Origin of the sequence: Thermophilibacter sp. ET337 (assembly GCF_024733715.1) — a bacterium.
Classification (GTDB): Bacteria; Actinomycetota; Coriobacteriia; order Coriobacteriales; family Atopobiaceae; genus Thermophilibacter.
Genome location: NZ_JANRHO010000006.1, coordinates 76,806 through 96,147 on the forward strand (window position 1 = coordinate 76,806; position 19,342 = coordinate 96,147).

The following is a 19,342-nucleotide window of genomic DNA, read 5'->3' on the forward strand; positions in this document are numbered from 1 at the left end:
TCCTCAGATCGGGCGACAAGGACAGGTGGCACGCGGCTGGGGCGCCGCGCGAGGGGTCGTCGTCGCTTGTCGACCCCTTGGCGGTGTGGGGCCGCCCAGCCAGGCGGCCCCACTTAGCTTACTACTCCGATTACTCCTCAGAAGCCTTCTTACGCGTTGCTGACTTCTGTGCCGGCGCCTTGGCGGCCGGCTTTTTGGCAGCAGGCTTTTTTGCCTCCGTCTTGGTCGCGGTCGTCTTGGTCGCGGCCTTCTTTGCCGCGGGCTTGGCGGCCGTCTTGGTCGCAGCCGTCTTGGTGGTCGCGGCCTTGGTGGCCTTGGCCGCCGTCTTCTTGGCCGGGCGGCGCAGCGCGCCGGTGCGCTTGAGGACCATGCCGGCCAGCGGCGGGACACGCACGACGACGGACTGCTCGCGGCCGTTCCACGGCTCGTCCTGGCACTTGATCTTGCCGGTGTTGACGACGCCGGAGCCGCCGAAGCGCTCCTCGTCGGAGTTGAACAGCTCCTCGTAGACGCCCCACTCGGGCACGCCCATGCGGAAGTCCTCGCGCGCGTTGACGTCAAAGTTGATGAGGATCACGAGCTCGTCGCCGGGCTTGTCGCCCTTGCGGATGAAGGTGACGATCGACTGGTCGTTGTTGTCGGCGTCGATCCACTCGAAGCCCTCGGACTCGAAGGCGCGCTGCCACAGCGCCGGGTGCTCGTTGTAGAAGCGGTTGAGCGCGCGGACGAAGGTCTGCTGGTGGCGGTGGGTCTCGTACTGCTCGGCGAGGAAGTACTGGATGGCCTCGTAGTAGCGCCACTCGATGAACTGGGCGATCTCGTTGCCCATGAAGTTGAGCTTGCCGCCAGCGTGGGTCATCTGATAGAAGGCGAGCGCCCTCATGCCGGCGAACTGGCGCCAGTAGTCTCCGGGCATGCGCGTGATCAGCGAGCACTTGCCGTTGACGACCTCGTCATGGGAGAGCGGCAGGATGAAGTTCTCGTTGAACTGGTACATCGTGGAGAACGTGAGCATGCGGTGGTTGCCGGGGCGCCACGGGAAGTCGGTCTGCATGTAGTGCAGAGTGTCGTTCATCCAGCCCATGTCCCACTTGAAGTGGAAGCCCAGCCCGCCGTTCTCGGGCGGGTAGGTCACGAGCGGCCACGCCGTGGACTCCTCGGCAATCATCATGACGTCGGGGTAGAACTTGCCCATCGCGGCGTTGGTCTGGCGGATGAAGGCGGAGGCGTTGAGGTCCTCCTCGGTGCCCTTCTCGTTGAAGCGCTTCTGGCCCGGGTCGTCGATGCCAAAGTTCATGTAGAGCATACTCGAGACGCCGTCCATGCGGATGCCGTCGGCGTGGAAGAGCTCGGCCCAGTACAGGGCGTTGGAGACCAGGAAGCTGCGGACCTCGCCGCGGGAGTAGTCGAACTGGTGGGTGTTCCAGTTGGGGTGGATCTTGTGCTCGTAGAGCATCTCGCCGTTGAAGGTGGCGAGGCCCTCGGAGTTGGCGCAGAAGCCGCCCGGGACCCAGTCGAGGATCACGCCGATACCGGCCTTGTGGCAGGCGTCGATGAAGTGCATGAACTGCTTGGGGTTGCCGTAGCGCGAGGTCGCCGCGAAGTAGCCCGTGGGCTGGTAGCCCCAGGAGCCGTCGAAGGGGTGCTCGTTGACGGGCATGACCTCGATGTGGGAGTAGCCCATGTCCTTGACGTAGGCCACGAGCTCCTCGGCGAGGTCGTCGTAGGAGTAGACGACGCCGCGCTGCGCGGGGAAGGGATCGCCGGGGCCGGGGTAGGTGCCGTCGGGGCGCGGGTCGCCCTGGGGCTCGTCGCCGTGGCGGCGCCAGCTGCCCAGGTGGACCTCAAAGATGTTGAGCGGCTCCTTGAACATGTTGCGGGCGGCGCGCTTCTTCAGGTAGGCGCCGTCGCCCCACTTGTAGCCGGCGAGGTCGAAGGTGCGCGAGGCGGTGCCCGGGATCTTCTCGGCGTAGAAGCCATACGGGTCGGCCTTGTAGAGCTTCTCGCCCTCGGCGGAGACGATCAGGTACTTGTAGAGGCACTCGCCCTCGATGCCGGGGACAAAGCCCTCCCAGACGCCGCCGGTCTCGGTCTGGGTGAGCGGAGTGGCCGTCTCGTCCCAGCCGTTGAAGTCGCCGATGACGTGGACGCTCTGGACGTCGGGGGCCCAGACGGCGAAGTGGTAGCCCTTCGTGCCGTCATCCGTTTGCGCGGGGTGCGCGCCCATCTTCTCGTAGCTGCGATACCACTCGCCGCGAGCGAACAGGAACAGGTCGTCGTTGCTCAGGTAGAGCGTGCTGTCGAGAGCTTCCATGTCTCACTCCTCGAAGGTCTTGGCACCGCGCCCCGTGCGCGGGCATTCCGACGCAAAATCAAAGCGCGCAGAACAACACCCATTGTGCCAATTCCGTCAATGCGCTGTCCATGAAAAAACCGTGAGTGAGACCAATGCGCCCGCGAGCAGGGGTCGGTTCGCGGCGGGCGGTCGGGCGGCGGGGCCCGAAAGCGCCACGATTGCTAAGCGCGTGGAGCCACAGCGCGGGGCGGGCGGGAGCGACACATGAGAGGGCTCCCCGGTCCCGCTAAGCGGAAGTTTCGCGAAGCGCACTTCCGCGTGCGGGACCGGGGAGCCACCGGCTCGATTGGGTCAGGCGACTAGTAGTTGATCGCGTGCTCCTCGAAGTAGGCGCGCGGGTGGTTACACACGGGGCAGACCTCGGGGGCCTCGGCGCCCACGTGCAGGTGACCGCAGTTGAGGCACTTCCAGACCTTGACGCCCTCGCGCGCGAAGACCTCGCCGGCCTCGATGCGCTCGGCCAGCTTGTTGTAGCGCTCCTCGTGATGCTTCTCGACCTCGCCGACCATGCGGAACTTGGCCGCGATCTCGGTGAAGCCCTCGGCCTCGGCGGTCTCGGCGAAACCCTTGTACATGTCGGTCCACTCGTAGTTCTCGCCCGCCGCGGCGTCCTTGATGTTGGTCAGGGTGTCGGGCACCTCGCCGCCGTGGAGGTACTTGAACCAGAGCTTGGCGTGCTCGCGCTCGTTGCCGGAGGTCTCGGTGAAGATGTTTGAGATCTGGACGTAGCCCTCCTTCTTGGCCTTGCTCGCGTAATAGGCGTACTTGTTGGTGGCCTGAGACTCGCCGGCGAACGCTGCCTCGAGGTTCTTCTTCGTCTGCGAGCTCTCAAAGTCAACGGCCATCGGAACTCCTCTCCCGCCCCCGCGGGGGCGTTGTCCGGTCGGGCCCCTGCCCGACCACGCAATACCTTACTCAGCTAGACGCACCATGCGTCCCCGACGAGTCGGCAGAAGCCCTCCGCCGCGAGCTCGTCGAGCAGCGCCCGCACCTCCGGTGCGCTTAAGGGGCTTCTACCCGACTTCTCCTCCTCGCTTGCAAGCTCCGCGGAAATTGCCTCGAGGGTCGGCCCACCGGCCGCTTCTTCCCTGTGAGCGAGAAGGACGCGCAGCGCGGCGGCGCGCTTCTGGCGGTGCGAGCCCTCAAAGCGGGACTGGCGGGTGTGCCCGCTCGAGCGGCGGCTCGGGTTGGGGACCGTCCGCTTGAGGTAGGCGCCGTAGTCGAGCAGGGCGTAGTACCAGGTCCGTGGGTCGTCGGCGGGGTCGCTGGCGTCCGCGGGGCATGTTACGTCCACGAGCGGGAGCAGCTCTCGGTCGGAGACGGCCCCCTCTCCGGGGAAGAGCTCGTGGAGAAAGACCGCGCGCACGTTGGTCTCGAGATAAACGGCGTGCTGGTCAAAAGCAAAGGCGAGGATCCCCGCAGCCGTCGCGGGACCGACCCCGGGCAGCGCCTGGAGCGCGCGGGCGTCGGCAGGGAGTGCTCCCCCTCCCGCGACGAGCTCCCCCGCGGCCCGGTGCAGCGCGAGTGCGCGGCGGTTGTAGCCCAGCCCCTGCCACTCGTCGAGAACGTCTGCGGGCGAGGCGGCGGCGAGGGCGCCGACCGTGGGAAACCTCGAGAGCCAGCGCTGCCAGCGGCCGTCGACCCGCGTGGTCTGGGTCTGCTGGAGCATGACCTCGGAGAGCCAGATCTCGTACGGGTCGCGCGTGCGCCGCCACGGGAGGTCGCGGTAGAGCTCCGCGCCGCGCGCGAGGACGAGCCCCCTGAACTCGGCGAGCCCATCCGGGCTCACGGGCGACGCCACCCTCATCGCGACGACGCGTCGGACGTGGCGAGATCGCGCGCGGCCGAGACGTCGACGAGGCGAAACTCGCCCTCGAAGACGGGGGAGCGGCCCTCGACGACCAGCTGGTGCAGGGTGACCGACGAGAAGAGCCCCCGCAGCAGGCGACGGGCGTTGCACCACACCGGGCTAAAGCGGCAGGTGGGCAGGTTGGGGCACGGCGAGCCGTCCCCCGAGGGGTCCGCGCAGCACGAGATCTCGACCGACCCCTGGAGCGCCTCCACGACGTCGAGCAGCGTCGTCTCGCGCGGGTCCACCGCCAGGCGCATGCCGCCGTTGGCGCCGCGGGAGTTCTCCACGATGCCGGCCACCCCGAGGTCGTGCTGGATCGAGCGGGCAAAGGAGTAGGGCACGGCGTTCTCGCGCGCCGCGGTCCTGACCGACACGATCCCGCTGGGGTCCTCGACGAGCTCTGTGAGCATCCGCAGGGCGTAGTCCGTCCTTCTCGAAATGTCCATCTCAGCTCCTTCCGGCGCGCGACCCCGTCTTCCAGTCCAGGATCGGCCAGCCGTTTCTTCTTGCGGCGACGGCGAGGGTCTTCCCCGGGCAGACCGCGTAGGGCCTCCGGGCGCGGGCGAGCAGGTCGGCGTCGGAGTGGTGGTCTGCATAGGCGGCCTCGAGCGACCAGTTGCCGGGCCCAAAGTGCTCGTCGCACCAGCGCACCACCGCCTGGTACTTCTCGGCACCCGCGATGACCGGGCCGTCGACCTCTCCGGTGTAGTCGCCCGCGGCGTTGCGCTCCATGCGCGTCGCCACGAACCCGTCCGCGCCCAACGCCTTGGCGGCGCGCGCGGCTATGGGCTCAAAGGTCGCGGAGACGAGCAGGACCGTGAGCCCGGCCGCGTGGCAGCGGGCCGCCTCCTCGACCGCGCGGGGCCGGTAGAGCGGGGCGAGCACCTCGTCGTAGAAGCGCGCCATCACGGCGTCCACCTCCTCGGCGCTCTTCTCGCCCAGCGCGCCAAAGACCAGCTCGCGCGCCTCGTCCTGTCGATACGGGAGGTGCAGCTTGTAGCGCACGCCCCACCAGATCAGCCGCGCCAGCCTGCACGGGGACATGATGTGGTTCCGAAAGAGGTAGCGCGTGAACAGCGAGCCCGACTGGCCCCCTATCGAGGTCCCGTCGAAGTCGAAGACCGCCACGCCCTGTGTCTTTGGCTCGCTGCTGGGCCGCATGGATGTCCCGTCGTCGCACGTTGCGTACGGAGATATGATACTCCGATGTGAGCATTTGGTTGGTAAGGAGTTGGCAAGCGGCGCAGGGCGCCCGGCCGCGGCGGGCGGCGCCGGAGACGCGAGGGCGGCGCCGGGTCTCGAGGTATGAAAAAGGGACCCCGAAGGGTCCCCAGTCAGTGCAATGGCGGGATGTAAGGGACTCGAACCCTCGACCTCCGACGTGACAGGCCGGCGCTCTAACCAGCTGAGCTAACACCCCGTTCGCCTTGCGCGAGGGCTATTCTGACATATTCCCCACCCATCGCGCAAGGGGTAATTTCAAAAAAGTTCGGGCGCGTCCTTTGGGCCCCGGAGGTGCCGCGCGACTAGACGAGCGAGACGTCGTGGGTCGCGCCGTCGGCGTCGGTGACGCGCAGCGTGGTCCCGTCGAGCTCGGCGCCAACGGCCTCGCCCGCGCCCCCGGCGAGAGAGCCGTCGGCCGTCGTGACGTAGCCCGCCCCGCTGTGCCCGTCGATCACGTAGCAGACGACGTCCCACGCCTCGCCGCGGTTCTCCGGGATGAGGAGGGTGTCGCTCGAGCGCAGCAGCGCGACGGGGGTCCCCTCGATCAGAAACAGCGTCGAGCTCGACCCCGAGGAGCTCGTGCAGGCGAGCGCCCAGGTGCCGTCGTCTTGCTGGCTCAGCGCGTAGGAGTCGCCCCCAAACGAGACCGACCCGCCAACGTCGGCCCGCTCCTGACCCACGTCGTGGGACAGCTGCTGGTCGACGAGCTGCTGCTCCTGCTCGGTGAGCTTGAGCGTCTGCTCGGGCTGGTCCGAGGAGCCGTCATTGGAGGAGAAGACCAGGCCCGTCACGCAGCTCCCGATCACAAACACGATCGCCAGCACCAGAATCGAGGCGATGACGAGAAGAACCACGTTCTTGCCGCTGCGCTCGGGCCCGACGTCGGACGCCTTGGCCTCGGGGTGGCGCTTGAAGTAGCGCTTCTCGGCATTTCGGCGCGCGCGGTCGGCGGCCTCGGCGGCGTTTTTGCGCGTGGTCACGCGGGCGCCCTGCCCCGAGCGGATGGTGGAGATGCCCTCCCCCTCGCCCGCCGCGGCCCGCCGAGACACCTTCGCCTTTGGCGAGGTTCCGGCAGCGTGCGCGGCGTGACGGCCCTTCTCGTTTGCCATGATCTCCTCCTTGCGGCTAGAGCTCCCGGCGCTCCTCGATGGCGCGGCCGAGGGTCACCTCGTCAGCGTACTCCAGGTCCCCGCCCACCGGAAGCCCGCTTGCGAGCCTCGACGTCCTCACCCCGAGCGGGCGGATGACGCGGGAGAGGTAGGTCGCGGTGGTCTCGCCCTCCACGTCCGGGTTGGTGGCGAGAATGACCTCGCTCACCTCGCCGTCCGCCAGACGCGCCAGCAGCTCGCGGACGTGGAGCTGCTCGGGCCCGATCTTGTCCATGGGGCTGATCACGCCGCCCAGGACGTGATAGAGCCCGTGGTAGGCCCCGGTGCGCTCGATCGCCGTGACGTCGCGCGGCTCGGACACCACGCAGATGGAGGTCCGGTCGCGGCTGGCGTCCGCGCAGACGTCGCAGGTGTCGCGCGTCGCGTAGCTAAAGCACACGGGGCAGAAGTGCACCTGCTGCTTGACCTCGAGGATCGCCTGCGCCAGACGACGCGCCTCCTCGGCGTCGGCCTCGAGGAGGTGATAGGCGATTCTCTGGGCCGACTTCGGGCCGATCCCCGGCAGCCTCCCGAGCTCGTCGAGGAGGCGCTGCAGGGCGCGCCCGTCGTTGCCGGGGCTCGTCATCTACCGCGCCCGCCTAGAACAGGCCCGGGATGTTGAGGCCGCCGGTCACCGACCCCATCTGCTGGCTCGCCATCTGCTCGGCGGACTCGAGCGCGTCGTTGACCGCAGCGAGGATCATGTCCTGCAGCATCTCGACGTCCTCGGGGTCGAGGGTCTCGGGGTCGATGGTGAGCGAGGTCAGGCGCATCCCGCCCGTCGCGGTGACCTTCACGGCCCCGCCGCCCGCGCTCGCGGACACCTCGGTCGAGGCGACCTTCTGCTGCACGGCGATGAGCTGCTCCTGCATCTTGCGCGCCTGCGCGATCATCTGGTTGCGGTTCATGCCGCCCATGTTGTATCCCCTGGCCATTGCGGTTCCTTTCGTTCGTTTCCTATTCGTCGTCCTCGTCGTCGACGGGCTCGTCGGTGTAGCCCATCTCGGAGGCGTCGTCGTCATCCATCGCGAGCTCCTCGGCGGCGTCCTCGTCCGAGGTCGTGGCCGCGCTCTCCACGCTCACCGAGAGCGGCTGCCCAAACGCCTCCGCCAACATGGAGGCAATGCTCGCGAACTCGGGGGTGAGCTCGTCGCCGGCGCCGGCCCCTGAGGTGCCGCCGGGGCCTTCCCCAGCCGCTCGGCGCTCCTCGCTGCGCTCGTCGCTCACTTCGTGACTCGCGCTGGGGAAGGCCCCGGCGGCGGTCTCGGGCAAAGCGTCGGGCGCCGAGCCCGAGGCTCGCGGCAGAGGGGGAATCGGGGTCTGGGCTGGTGAGGGAATCTGGGGCGCGGGGGCGTCCGGCATCGGGACGTCGGGCTCGTAGACCTCCTCGTAGACCGTCACGTCGGCGTCGGTGTAGGGGACGACGTCGTCGTCCGGGACGGGCGCCGGGGTCGGGGCCGCCTGCGCGGCGGGCTCGTCCCACGGCATCGGGTAGGCGGGCTTCTCGGGCTCTGCGGGCTGGGGCGCGGGAGCCGGGGCGGGCTGCGGCTGGGGCGCGGGGGCCGGAGCGGGCGCAGGCGTCGCGGCGCGCTCGGCGCGGGCGATGTCTGCCCCGGCGAGGCTCGACTCCACGTAGACCACCTGGCGCGGGCCGAAGGCGGCCACGATCACCGGCTCCACGCTCGCGCGCACGTCGGAACGCTCCAGCATACGAGCCGCGAAGTGCGACCCCTTGGGCAGCGACACCATGAGCTTCTCGCCGTCGTCGGAGACCGCCGTGGACGAGAGCAGCAGCGAGCCCTTCGCCGGCACCTGCGCCACGAGCTGGTCGACGACCTGCTTCCAGAGGCGCTGGAGATTGCCGTTGCTGTGGCCGGCCCTGCCCCCGGCGTGGCCAGCCCCAGCCGCTCGGCGCTCCTCGCTGCACTCGTCGCTCGCTTCGCGACTCGCGCTGGGGCTGGTCACGCCGGGGGCAGGGGCGCTCGGTACCGGAGGCTTCTCGGGCTGGGGGGTCGTCGGCCGCTCGGGCGCGGCGGCCGGTGACGGGGCCACGCTCTTCTCGGCGGCGTTCTCCGGGGCGGGCTCGTCAACCGAGGGCTGGGATTGGGAGGGCGCCTCGGGCTGGGGCGTTGCCGGAGATGCGGGCAGCTGCTCGAGGGTCTTCTCGATAATGGGGGCGGCGACTGCGAGGGCGCCGGGAGTCGCGAGGATGGCGACCTGGCGCTCGAGGTCGCTCACGCGCTCGGCGAGGGCCTCGAGGGTGAGGTCGGTGCCCGGCCGGGCGATGCGCGTGAGGGCGATCTCGAGAACGAGGCGCTGGTTGGTGGCCGTGCGCATCTCGCTCGAGGCGTCGCCCAGAATCGTGAGCACGCGCGAGAGGCGGTCGACGGAGCCAAACGCGGCGGCCTCGGCGCGCAGGGCGTCGAGCTCCTCGCCGCGTGCCGCGACGACGTCCTCGGCGCTCGGCACGGCGGCGACCACGTAGACGTCGCGCACGTGCGCGGCCAGCTCGCGCGTGAACTGCAGCAGGTCGCGCCCGGCGTCCGCCAGCTCCGCGACCTCCGCGAAGAGCGCGCCGACGTCACGATGCGCCATCGCCCGGGACACCTTGCCCAAAACGGACCCGGAGACCTCGCCGAGAAACTCCGCGGCCGCCGCCGCGTCGATCGAGCCGGCACCAAAGACCGAGAGCTGCTCGAGCGAGGTCAGGGCGTCGCGCATGCCGCCGCGCGCGTGGCGCACCACGAGCTCGAGGGCCGCCTCGTCGTAGGAAAAGCCCTCCTGCTTGCAGACAAACGCCAGGTGCGCCTGCATCTCGTCGTTGCCGATGGCATGGAAGTCAAAGCGCTGCACACGAGAGAGGATCGTGGCCAAGATCTTCTGCGGGTCGGTGGTGCACATGATGAAGACCACGTGCTCGGGGGGCTCCTCGAGGGTCTTGAGCAGCGCGTTGAACGCCGCCGTCGTGAGCATGTGGACCTCGTCGATGATGTAGACCTTGCAGCGGCCCATCGCCGGCGCGTAGCTCACGCGGCTGATGATCTCCTCGCGGACGTTGTCCACACCGGTACGCGACGCGGCGTCGAGCTCTATGACGTCGGGGTGCTCGCCGGCGGCGATGAGACGGCACTGCTCGCAGCTGCCGTCGGGCAGCGCGGCCGGGCCCCTCTCGCACATGAGCGCCTTGGCGAGGATGCGCGCCATCGTGGTCTTGCCGGTGCCGCGCGGGCCACAGAAGAGATAGGCGTGGCTGGTGCGCCCCTCGAGCACGGCGCGCTTGAGGGTCTCGACCACATGGGCCTGCCCCACGACCTGCTCAAAGGTCTGCGGGCGGTACTTGGTGTAGAGCGATTCCATGCGGCCTCCCGGCGACGTGACCTACGGCCTTCCAGTATACCCGCGCCGGGCCGGGCTCGCCCGACGGTCACAGGTTCTTCTCGCCCGCCGCGGGCGCCGCGCGGGGCGGGGCGCCCGCGGGGCGCGCTAACATGCACAGTTCCGGAAACGTCATTTTCCGACCTGCGGATATATGAAACTTAACGGAACTGTGCATGTTAATGAGGCGTCCCGGCGCCGTGGCGCCCCGGCGGCGACGGTGCCGCGTCAGCCGCGGGGGCGAAACCACGCGAGGAGCTCGCTGGCGGCGTCCGCGGGCAGGTCGCGGAGCTCGAGGCCGTCCGCGGTGCCGGCGGCGGTGCGCACGGAGAGGCTCGCGACCCCCGCGCGGCGCTGGAAGGGGTTGGCGGAGAGCTCCATGCGCTGCAGGCGTGCGCGCGGCGCGATTATGGTCTGGCGCGTGAGACCGCCGGTGACGAGCACCAGCTCGCGGGCGGTGTGGCCAAAGCGCGCGTAGCGGCAAGCGCGCAACGCGTTGACAACGAGGCCAACGAGCAGCGCCACGCTCAGGACGGCGGCGGCCACGAGCAGGGGCCGCAGCAGCCACGCGGCGCTCTCGAGCAGGCCCGAGAACCCAAAGATCCAGAGCGCGCCCGCGTTGATCGCGGCGGCAAGCGGCCACCAGATCGCGGCGCGGACCACGGCGCGACGCCGCGCGACGGGCCCCAGGTGCCCCAGCTCCACGCGGCCAAGGACGCCCGCGTAGTCCGGCAGGACCTCGGCGAGAAAGCCGTCGACCTCGCCCATGCGGATGAACGGGTGCAAAAGCACGCTGCCCGAGGGCTCTCCGCCCGTCTCGCCGGGGGCCGCGACCACCCATGCGTTAACCTCGGCATAGCCGATGAGCTGGCGAATGATGCCCTGGCGGACGGCCACGAACTGGACTCGGCCCTCCGCGAGCGTTCGGGAGGAGCGCGTGAGCAGGCCGTGCTCCACGACCACGCGGTCGGCATGGCGCTCCACGCGGTAGCCGCCGTAGCGCACGAGGTTCACCACAAACGAGACGGCCGCGCCCAGCAAAAGCACCGCGACCACAAAGCCCACCACCAGCGGGACGAGCGCCGGGGTCGCCGCGGCGACGAGTTCGTCGCCCGCGCCCTCGAGGTCGAGCGCGCCCCACTCGATGAGGTTGTTGAGCCAGTTGACGAGAAGGACCACGAGCGCCACGGCCTGGCCGCCGGCGCTCACCTGGGATGCCGCGGCCAGAAGGAGGTCGCGGCCCTCGAGCGTGAAGACGGCGAGCGGACGGTCCTCGACGGGGGCGGGAGCGGCCGCGTCCTTCTCGCCCTCCGCGGGGCCCGCGCCCTTCTCGCCCGTCGCCGACGCCACGCCACGGCGGCGGAAGAGCTCCGCCCGCAGCGCCTCGGCATCGGTCTCGCGCAGGCCGTAGACCTTGGACGAGTCCCCCTCCGCGGAGGCGGCGCCCGTGTCGAGGTCCAGCGTCACGAGACCCGCCACGCGCTCGAAGAGGGTGGAGCCCATCGAGACCGTGTGGATGTGGTCGTAGGGGAGCGTGATGCTGTGCCGGCTGAACGGGCCCCAGCCCAAGCCCCAGCACACGCGGAGGCCATCCTCCGCAAGCTCCCAGGTACGGGCGCGCCAGACGGCGAAACTCGGGAGTAGGCAGGCCGCGAAGATCACGACCGCGGCAAGGGCGAGCTTGGCGAGCGAGCCGAGGTCACCGGCAAAGAAGTCGGGCGCGAGGCCAAACGCCGCAAGCGTCACCAGGCCAGAGGCCATCTTGAGCGCCTCGACGAGCACCGAGAGCGGATTGGCCCGGCGAACGCCGGAAAGCGGCGCCGGAGCGTTGTCCCCCTCGTTCGGCGCGCCGCTCACACGTCCTCCTTGGCGAGGCGCGCGAGCTCCGCCACGCGGTCGCGCAGCTCGTTGGCGTCCGCCTCCGCGAGGCCCGGGATCTCGAAACTCTCGCCGGCCGTGGAGACGGTCACCGTGGCCAGGCCGTGCGCGCGCAGGATGGGGCCCTGCTCGGTCTGCACGTGCTGGACGCGCACGAGGGGCACGAGCACGCGCTTCTTCACAAAGACGCCGTGGTAGAGGTCCACGTCGGTGGGCGTGACGTCGTAGCGCCACGTGGCGTACTCGATGGGCGGGGAGATCAGCAGGTCGCAGACGCAGACGAGCTCGATGAGGCCGGCGACGAGGTAGACCCAGAAGACGTCGCCGCCAAAGTGGCGCACGATGAACCAGGCCGCCAGGGCGATCACTGCCACCACCACGATGCCAACGACATCCGAGATCCGCCACACGCGCAGCATGCGCGGGTCAAGACGATGTGCAGGCAGCTGGGTCATGAGGGTCCTTTCGACGGCGTCTCGGCAATTTTCACGCAGGACCCCGAGCCGGTCAAAGCCCAGAATGAAAGGCTACGCGGCCGCCCCAGAAATTAACGGGCACCAAAGCCGGTCTGAGGGGGGCCAAGTGACAAAAGTCCAGTTGGAGAAAAATCTCCGGAGGGTTCGTGCCCGTTATTTTTCGGACGTACGACCAGACGGCGCGCGATGTCGCCGCGCGCCACCGAAAATCGGCACAAAGAGAGCGCGCTCGATGGGATCGGGTGCCCGCCAGAGGCCCCTTATGGCTGCTGCCTCCCGGCCCTGACCAGGTTCGAGGTGTTGCGTCACCCGAGCCCATCGAACGCGCTCGCAGAACACTCTAGCAAAGTTGGCCCCGCCGCGCCACGCGCGCGTTACCCTTGTCAAAACGTCAACCGAGGAGGCCTCCATGCGCAACACCTTCTGCAAGTCCCCGCTCTGGGAGTGCAACGACGAGCTCGTCCGAGTGGCGCAGGGCGAGAAGCCCGCCGACCTGGTGATCCGTCACGCAAGCCTGGTGAGCGTGACCACGCACGAGGTGCTGCCCGACGTCGACATCGCCGTCGCGTGCGGCCGCGTGGCCTACCTCGGGCTGGGCGAGCACACGGCGGAGCACTGCATCGGGGCGGACACGCGGGTCATCGACGTCACGGGACTTTTTGCCGCGCCCGGCTTCATGGACAGCCACATCCACGTGGAGAGCGCCATGATCGGCGTGGCGGAGTACGCGCGCGCCGTCGTGCCGCACGGGACCACGGGGATCTTCTGCGACCCCCACGAGGTCGGCAACGTGCGCGGCATGGAGGGCGTGCGCGCGATGTTCGAGGACGCGCGCCGCGTGCCGCTCAAGGCCATGATGACGCCTCCGTCGTGCGTGCCGGCGGTCACGGGCGTCGAGGACACCGGCGCCTCGGTCACCGCGGCAGACATCAAAGACGCAATGGGCTGGGACAACGTCGTGGCCCTCGGCGAGATGATGAACTTCCCGGGCATCCTCGCCTGCGAGCCCAACGCCATCGACGAGGTGCGCGAGACCCTCGCCGCCGACCGCGTGGTCACGGGGCACTTCCCCTCGCCCGACCGCGACCGCGCGCTCAACGCCTACGTGGCGGCCGGCGTCTCGTCCTGCCACGAGTCCGGGAGCTTCGAGGAGGTCCTCGCGAAGCTGCGCCTGGGCATGTGGGTGCAGCTGCGTCAGGGGTCGGCTTGGCTCAACCTCCCCGGCTACCTGCCGCAGCTCATCGAGAGCGGCGTGGACACGCGCCACTGCCTGCTCTGCTCCGACGACAACCACCCGCACACCCTCGTCGACGAGGGCCACATGGACCGCATCCTGCGCACGGCGGTGGAGCTCGGGCTCGACCCGGTGACCGCCATCCAGATGGCCACGATCAACTGCGCCGAGTACTTTGGCCTCGCGCACGACCTCGGCTCGATCACGCCGGGCAAGTGCGCCGACATCGTGCTTCTCGACGACCTCGAGGGCTTTGCCGCCCGCATGGTCCTCATCGACGGCGAGGTCGTGGCAGAGGACGGCCGCGCGCTCTTCTCGCCCGAGCCCTACGCGTGGCCGGAGTGGATGACCCACACCATGGACCTGGGCCTGGAGCCCACGGCCGAGACCTTCCGCTTTGCCGTGCCCGGCCGCAAGGACGGCACCGCGCGCGTCCGCGCGATGGGCATCGAGCCCGGCGACACCCTCACGCGCGACATCGTGGTCGAGGTACCCGTTCGCGACGAGGCGCTGCTCGCCGACCCTGCCCACGACATCCTCAAGGTCTGCGTCTTTGACCGCCACCACGGCGCGGCGGGCACGCACGCCCAGGGCTTTGTCATGGGCTTTGGGATTCACGGGGCGCTCGCGCAGACCGTCTCCCACGACGCCCACAACCTCCTCGTGATGGGTGACAACGACGAGGACATGGCGCTCGCGGCGCGCACGCTCGTGGCGTGCGGCGGCGGCGAGGTCGCCGTGGCCGACGGGCAGGTGCTCGCCCTCGTTGAGCTGCCCGTGTGCGGCCTCATGAGCACGGAGCGCGTGGAGCAGGTGGCCGAGAAGGTCGCGCAGGCGAGAAGGGCCTGGGAGCAGATGGGCTGCACGATGCCGTCGCCCTTCATGACGATGGGCGTGATGTCGCTCGCGTGCGTGCCGGAGCTGCGCCTCACCAACCGCGGCTACGTAAACTGCCTCACCTTTGAGATGGAGGACCTGCTCGTGGAGTAGGGTCTCCACGGCCCATTCGGGCCACCCGCTTGGCCGTAGGCCGTCGCGCACATGGACAGGGGCCCGTCGGCGCCAAGCGCCCCGGGCCCCCACTTCGGCAGCTGCCAAGCTGTTAGGCTCTACAGTGCGACGGCACGCGACGGTTTTCGTCGTGCGGTCGCCCCCTGCACGACGAGTATCATTCCCCATTCCGCGCGCCCTAGCCTTGGCGCTCCGGCGAACGGCGTCTTTCACCGGGCAAACACAACTCGCGGACACGTCCCCCACATGCGCTAGGATGTGACGGGTAAGCCAGCCGAAGGAGATCTCATGGCCAAGAAGTCCCCCGCGCGCCGCCACGAGCCGAGCGCACAGAGCATGTTCGACGACAGCAAGTACGAGGGCGTCCGCGTCTCGGCGACCTTCGAGTACAACGAGCTCACGCTCTCGCGCGCCGCCGAGCAGCTCGCCCCGCGGCTCAAGAGCTCGATGGTGTTCGCCAACCTCGCGTCGCTGCTCGCGCTCGTCGCCGCGGCGATTCTTGTCCCCGACCTCTCGGCCCTTCTCATCGCGCTGTTCATCGTCTCCGTCATCTTGATGTATGTCCAGTACAACTGGAACAAGCTGATGGTCCAGTACGCGCGCACCACCACGCTGGCCCCCACCGCCTACCAGGCCCCCATTCACGTCGTCGCCTGCGACGACGCGCTCCACCTCGAGGACGCCGGCAGCGTCGACGTGCGATTTGACTACGCCGACCTGCGCGTCGTCTACCCGACCTCGGAGTTTGTGGTCGCCGGGTTTGGAAGCAAGCGCTACGTCTACGTGCCGCGCAGCGCCCTCTCCGAGGGTCGCTTCCGCGAGCTCGTGCGCATCCTCGACGAGCACTGCAAGTAGGAGCCCTCCCGCAACGCGCCAGCGGCCCTCGGCTATACTTGCGTGGTTCTTCTCGTCTAGCACAAGGAGGCCCACATGGCCCTTATCAGCGTCGACTACTTCTCCTCCGCGCTCATGCGCACCACCACCCTCGAGGTCATCCTCCCGTTTGACGACCAAGGCGACGCCTACGCGACCGACTCGGCCATGCGCCGCGAGGGAGGCACGCTCGAGAAGGACCTCAAGACCTGGGAGGCCCACCCCTACCCCGCGCGCCGCGCGCCCTTCAAGACGCTCTTCCTGCTGCACGGCATCTCCGGCAACCACGCCGACTGGATCTCTGAGACGCGCATCCGCCACTGGGCGGAGAGCCGCGGCGTGGCCGTGGTCATGCCCTCCGGCTACAACGCCTTCTACCTGGACCAGCCCGAGGTCCACAACTACTACGGCCGCTTCGTGGGCCAGGAGCTCGTCGAGGTGGCGCGGACGATGTTTCCGCTCTCGACCCGTCGCGAGGACACCTACATCGGCGGCATCTCGATGGGCGCCTACGGCGCGCTGCGCAACGGCCTCAAGTACTGCGAGACCTTTGGCGCGATCGTAGCCCTCTCCTCGGCCATGATCATCGACAGCTTTGACCAGATCATCTCCTCCGACGGCCTGTTCTTCCTCTCGCGCCCCTTCCTCGAGCACACCTTTGGCAACCTCGACGAGGTGCGCGGATCTGACAAGGACCCGGCGCGCCTGGCGGCCGACCTCGTCTACTGCGACCGCCCGCGCCCGCGCATCTTCATGAGCTGTGGCAACCAGGACCCGCTTGCCGAGCCCAACCGGGTGCTTGCCCGGCGCATGCGCGACACCGGGCTCGATGTCACCTATCATGAGATGAACGGCGGCCACGACTGGGAGTTCTGGAACGCCGCCCTGCCCGAGGCCCTCAACTGGCTCGTGCGCTAGGGCGCCCACAACCCGGCCGGGGGCGCAGGCAAGCCCAACCGACCCCACGGGGAGGGACGCGAGAATGGCACTGCTCAGAGTCGACTTCTACTCCCACTACCTCGAGCGCAACGTGGTGCTCACCGTGGTGATCCCGGCCGACAAGATGGACGGCGACAAGCTCGCCAAGAAGCGGCGCGGGCCGTACCGCACGGTCTACCTGCTCCACGGCCTCTTTGGGCGCGACTACGACTGGATCGACAAGACCCACGTGGTCGAGACCGCCGAGGCGCGCGACATCGCGCTCGTCATGCCCTCCGGCGAGGATGGCCTCTACCTCAACAAGCCCGAGATAAACGAGTGGCACGGGAAGTTCATCAGCGAGGAGCTGGTGGACTTCACGCGCCGCCTCTTCCCGCTCTCGGCCAAGCGCGAGGACACGGCGCTCGCGGGCATCTCCATCGGCGCCTACACCGCGCTCATCAACGGGCTCCTGCGCCCGGACCGCTTTGGCGACATCATCATCCTCTCGGGCGCCTTCATGCGCGACCGCGTGCTCGAGGCCGTGGAGTCGCGCTCGCCGCGCAAGCGCAAGTACTACGAGCGCTTCTTCGGGGACATCGACACGGTCATTGGCTCCGACAAGGACTACGTGGCCCTCATCGACAAGTTCCGCCAGGACCCCGACCTGCCCAAGCCGCGCTTCTACTCGGCCTGCGGCCTGCACGACAACCTCTGCCAGAACAACCGCGACCTCGTGAAGCTGCTGCGCGACGCCGACTTTGACGTCACGTACTGGGAGCCCGAGATCGGCGCTCACGAGTGGCCGTTCTGGAACGCGTGGATCGACTGCGCGCTCGACTGGTACGCGCCGGGCCCGCTCAAGCCGTCGACGGCGTCGGTGGACTACTCGGCCCTCACCGAGGCCCGCCCGCCCGAGGCCCAGAAGTAGGCGAGCGCCCAAAACGGGGCGATGGCTTGACATTTTCGTCAGGCTTGACATTTTCGTCAGGTTATATTGTCAAACTGCGAACGTTTGACAATATAACCTGACGAAAATGTCAAGCCTGACGAAAATGTCAAGCCTGCCGGGGGTCAGCGCGCGGCGAGGGCACGCGCCACGCGGGCGCGGAACTCGTCGAGGAAGCGCGGGGCGTCGACCGTGAGGGCGACCTCCGCGCTCTTCTCGGCATCCCTCAGGCGATCGGGGTCGCAGACCAGGCGGCCGCGCGCGGGCTCGCCGAGCTCGACGCGAAGGTTCGTGGATAGGCAGCTCACGAGCGTCGGGTCGATGGCGGCCGCCACGGCGAGCGGGTCGTGCAGGGCGCACCCGCCCAGGTGCGGGTTGTTCTTCTCGTAGACGGAGATGTAGTGGTCGGCCATGTCGGCGAAGACGCGGCCGGCAGGCGTCCCGAGCTCGCGCCAGAGGGCGGTGTCCTCGCGCGTCAGGACCACCTGGTAGGTGACGTCGAGTCCGATGACGCGCGTACGCAGGCCCAGGCTCAAGACGACGTCGGCGGCCTCAGGGTCGTTGTGAATGTTGGCCTCCGCAAACGGGGTCACGTTGCCCGGAACCGTAAGCGCGCCGCCCATGAGGGTCACGCGCGGGAGCGTCCGCGCGAGCTCCGGGGCGCGCACGAGAGCGCCCGCCAGGTCGGTCAGAGGGCCGGTGGGCACGTAGAGGAGGTCGTCCGCTGCCGAGCGCAGCGCGCGGGCGAGGAAGTCCGCGCCCGAGGGCGGCGCGGCGTAGCACCAGCCGCTCACCTCCTGGCCGCCGAGGCCGTTCTCGCCGTGGATGCGCACGACGCCCGCCGGGGGCTCGAAGGCCGCCTCCGCCGCGAGCGCGCGGTCGGCGCCCCGGTAGACGGGAATCTCGGGGTGGCCGAGGAGCCGCAGCAGGGCGAGCGTGTTTCTCGCCGCCACGTCCGCCGTGACGTTGCCGTAGCCGGCGACCACGCCGGCCAGCTCGACCTCGGGGCTGCCGAGGGCATAGGCCAGGGCGAGGGCGTCGTCGATGCCGGTGTCGAGGTTGAGAATCAGCGTTCGCGGTGAGCTCATCACGTCGCCTCCACTTCTTCTGCGGTCGGAATGGCCTGCTGGGCGCCGAGACGGCTCACCGTCAGAGCGGAGGCCGCGGCGCCCCAGCTCATGGACTCGGAGAGCGTCATCCCGCGCACGTGCCCGGCAACGAGGGCGCCGATGAAGGTGTCGCCGGCGCCCGTGGTGTCCACGACCCTGGGCGCGGGGGCGGCGGGGACGCGCAGCGGCGCCTCGTCGGGGCCGAGCCCGAAGGAGCCCGCCGCGCCGAGCGTGATCACGGCCGCGCGGGCGCCCAGGGCACGCAGGCGCCGAGCCGCCTCGAGGCACGTCTCGTCGTCGACGGGCAGCGCGCCGCAGACGATCTGGCACTCCGTCTCGTTGAGACACACGAGGTCGACGGCCTCCCAGAGCCCCTCCGGGGCGGGGCGCGCCGGCGCCGGGTTGAAGGCGGTGTAGAGCCCCAGCTCATGCGCGGCTCGCAGGGCGGCGTATGTGGCCGCGGGGTCGCACTCGCCCTGAGTGAGGAAGGCGTCGCCCTTCTCGGCAACGCGGCGCAGCTCGGACAGCACGTCATCGGGCCCCAGCGCGTGGTTGGCGCCGGCCTCGAGCACGATGCGGTTCTCGCCCGCGCACCGCACGATCACGGCGACGCCCGTGGTCACGCCCGCAAGGCGCCGCACGCGCGAGCAGTCCACGCCCGCGCCCGCGAGCCCCGTCACGAGCTCCTCCCCAAAGGCGTCTGCGCCCACCGCGGCGATCATGTGCACGGGCGCGCCCAGCCGCGCGGCGGCGACCGCCTGGTTGGCGCCCTTGCCGCCCGCGTTGGTGAGAAACCCGGAGCCATCGAGGGTCTCCCCGGCGGCCGGCATGCGCGGCGCGTCGATGGACAGGTCCATGTTCATGCTGCCAAAGACGATGACCTTGGGCATGGCAAACCTCCTCGCGGCGGGGATGGCGTGGGAAAGAAGGTCGTCTCTG

The 19,342-nt window shown here is 69.4% G+C and carries 17 protein-coding genes, 1 tRNA gene and 1 other RNA gene; 4 read left to right on the forward strand and 15 right to left on the reverse strand.

Annotated elements, in window-relative coordinates; all coding sequences use genetic code 11:
• Positions 1-130: 130 nt before the first annotated feature.
• The 13 genes from glgB to ffs all read right to left on the reverse strand — a co-directional run bounded on the left by glgB (position 131) and on the right by ffs (position 12,631).
• A complete protein-coding gene (gene glgB / locus NW198_RS06765; protein ID WP_258340504.1) occupies positions 131-2,314 on the reverse strand; it encodes a 1,4-alpha-glucan branching protein GlgB in 2,184 nt (727 codons plus the stop codon).
• 341 nt (positions 2,315-2,655) lie between these two features.
• The gene (gene rbr, locus NW198_RS06770; protein ID WP_087316928.1) at positions 2,656-3,201 is read right to left on the reverse strand and encodes a rubrerythrin; all 546 of its coding nucleotides are present in this window, start codon (positions 3,199-3,201) and stop codon (positions 2,656-2,658) included.
• Between the two features lie 74 nt (positions 3,202-3,275).
• Positions 3,276-4,163 (reverse strand): adenine glycosylase, encoded by an 888-nt coding sequence (locus NW198_RS06775; RefSeq protein WP_375378032.1) that lies wholly within the window; start codon positions 4,161-4,163, stop codon positions 3,276-3,278.
• Positions 4,160-4,654 (reverse strand): Rrf2 family transcriptional regulator, encoded by a 495-nt coding sequence (locus NW198_RS06780; RefSeq protein WP_258340505.1) that lies wholly within the window; start codon positions 4,652-4,654, stop codon positions 4,160-4,162. The genes NW198_RS06775 and NW198_RS06780 overlap by 4 nt, the downstream gene beginning before the upstream one ends.
• A 1-nt stretch (position 4,655) precedes the next feature.
• Positions 4,656-5,369 carry an HAD family phosphatase gene (locus tag NW198_RS06785; protein ID WP_258340506.1) on the reverse strand — a complete coding sequence of 238 codons (714 nt, stop codon included), beginning with the start codon at positions 5,367-5,369 and terminating at the stop codon, positions 4,656-4,658.
• A gap of 182 nt (positions 5,370-5,551) precedes the next feature.
• Positions 5,552-5,628 (reverse strand) — tRNA-Asp (locus NW198_RS06790).
• A 106-nt stretch (positions 5,629-5,734) separates the two neighbouring features.
• Entirely contained in the window at positions 5,735-6,541 is an 807-nt protein-coding gene (locus NW198_RS06795; RefSeq protein ID WP_258340507.1) for a hypothetical protein, read from the reverse strand.
• Between the two features lie 16 nt (positions 6,542-6,557).
• The gene (gene recR / locus NW198_RS06800; protein ID WP_087316938.1) at positions 6,558-7,166 is read right to left on the reverse strand and encodes a recombination mediator RecR; all 609 of its coding nucleotides are present in this window, start codon (positions 7,164-7,166) and stop codon (positions 6,558-6,560) included.
• A 13-nt stretch (positions 7,167-7,179) separates the two neighbouring features.
• The gene (locus tag NW198_RS06805; RefSeq protein ID WP_258340508.1) at positions 7,180-7,515 is read right to left on the reverse strand and encodes a YbaB/EbfC family nucleoid-associated protein; all 336 of its coding nucleotides are present in this window, start codon (positions 7,513-7,515) and stop codon (positions 7,180-7,182) included.
• A gap of 22 nt (positions 7,516-7,537) precedes the next feature.
• Positions 7,538-9,937 carry a DNA polymerase III subunit gamma/tau gene (dnaX, locus tag NW198_RS06810; RefSeq protein ID WP_258340509.1) on the reverse strand — a complete coding sequence of 800 codons (2,400 nt, stop codon included), beginning with the start codon at positions 9,935-9,937 and terminating at the stop codon, positions 7,538-7,540.
• A gap of 246 nt (positions 9,938-10,183) precedes the next feature.
• A complete protein-coding gene (locus NW198_RS06815) occupies positions 10,184-11,812 on the reverse strand; it encodes a PH domain-containing protein (RefSeq protein ID WP_258340510.1) in 1,629 nt (542 codons plus the stop codon).
• Positions 11,809-12,288 carry a PH domain-containing protein gene (locus tag NW198_RS06820; protein WP_258340512.1) on the reverse strand — a complete coding sequence of 160 codons (480 nt, stop codon included), beginning with the start codon at positions 12,286-12,288 and terminating at the stop codon, positions 11,809-11,811. Before NW198_RS06820 ends, NW198_RS06815 begins: the two co-directional genes overlap by 4 nt.
• 247 nt (positions 12,289-12,535) lie before the next feature.
• An RNA gene (gene ffs, locus NW198_RS06825) (signal recognition particle sRNA small type) lies at positions 12,536-12,631 on the reverse strand.
• Between the two features lie 87 nt (positions 12,632-12,718).
• Here ffs and ade point away from each other — a divergent pair.
• The 4 genes from ade to NW198_RS06845 all read left to right on the forward strand — a co-directional run bounded on the left by ade (position 12,719) and on the right by NW198_RS06845 (position 17,276).
• Positions 12,719-14,533, forward strand: coding sequence for an adenine deaminase (ade, locus tag NW198_RS06830; RefSeq protein WP_258340513.1), 1,815 nt, complete (start codon positions 12,719-12,721; stop codon positions 14,531-14,533).
• Positions 14,534-14,842: 309 nt separating this feature from the next.
• Positions 14,843-15,409, forward strand: a complete 567-nt coding sequence (locus NW198_RS06835) for a YcxB family protein (protein ID WP_087313608.1) — start codon at positions 14,843-14,845, stop codon at positions 15,407-15,409.
• A 75-nt stretch (positions 15,410-15,484) separates the two neighbouring features.
• On the forward strand, positions 15,485-16,345 hold the full coding sequence (locus NW198_RS06840) for an alpha/beta hydrolase family protein (RefSeq protein WP_087313610.1): 861 nt from the start codon (positions 15,485-15,487) through the stop codon (positions 16,343-16,345).
• Positions 16,346-16,409: 64 nt separating this feature from the next.
• Complete coding sequence (locus NW198_RS06845) at positions 16,410-17,276, forward strand: alpha/beta hydrolase family protein (RefSeq protein ID WP_258340514.1); 867 nt, start codon at positions 16,410-16,412, stop codon at positions 17,274-17,276.
• 143 nt (positions 17,277-17,419) lie between these two features.
• On the opposite strand, the gene NW198_RS06850 is transcribed toward NW198_RS06845, so the two are convergent.
• Together NW198_RS06850 and NW198_RS06855 are read right to left on the reverse strand one after the other, a co-directional pair.
• Positions 17,420-18,382, reverse strand: a complete 963-nt coding sequence (locus NW198_RS06850; protein WP_258340515.1) for a nucleoside hydrolase — start codon at positions 18,380-18,382, stop codon at positions 17,420-17,422.
• Positions 18,382-19,293 (reverse strand): ribokinase, encoded by a 912-nt coding sequence (locus tag NW198_RS06855; RefSeq protein WP_258340516.1) that lies wholly within the window; start codon positions 19,291-19,293, stop codon positions 18,382-18,384. The genes NW198_RS06850 and NW198_RS06855 overlap by 1 nt, the downstream gene beginning before the upstream one ends.
• Positions 19,294-19,342: the final 49 nt, after the last annotated feature.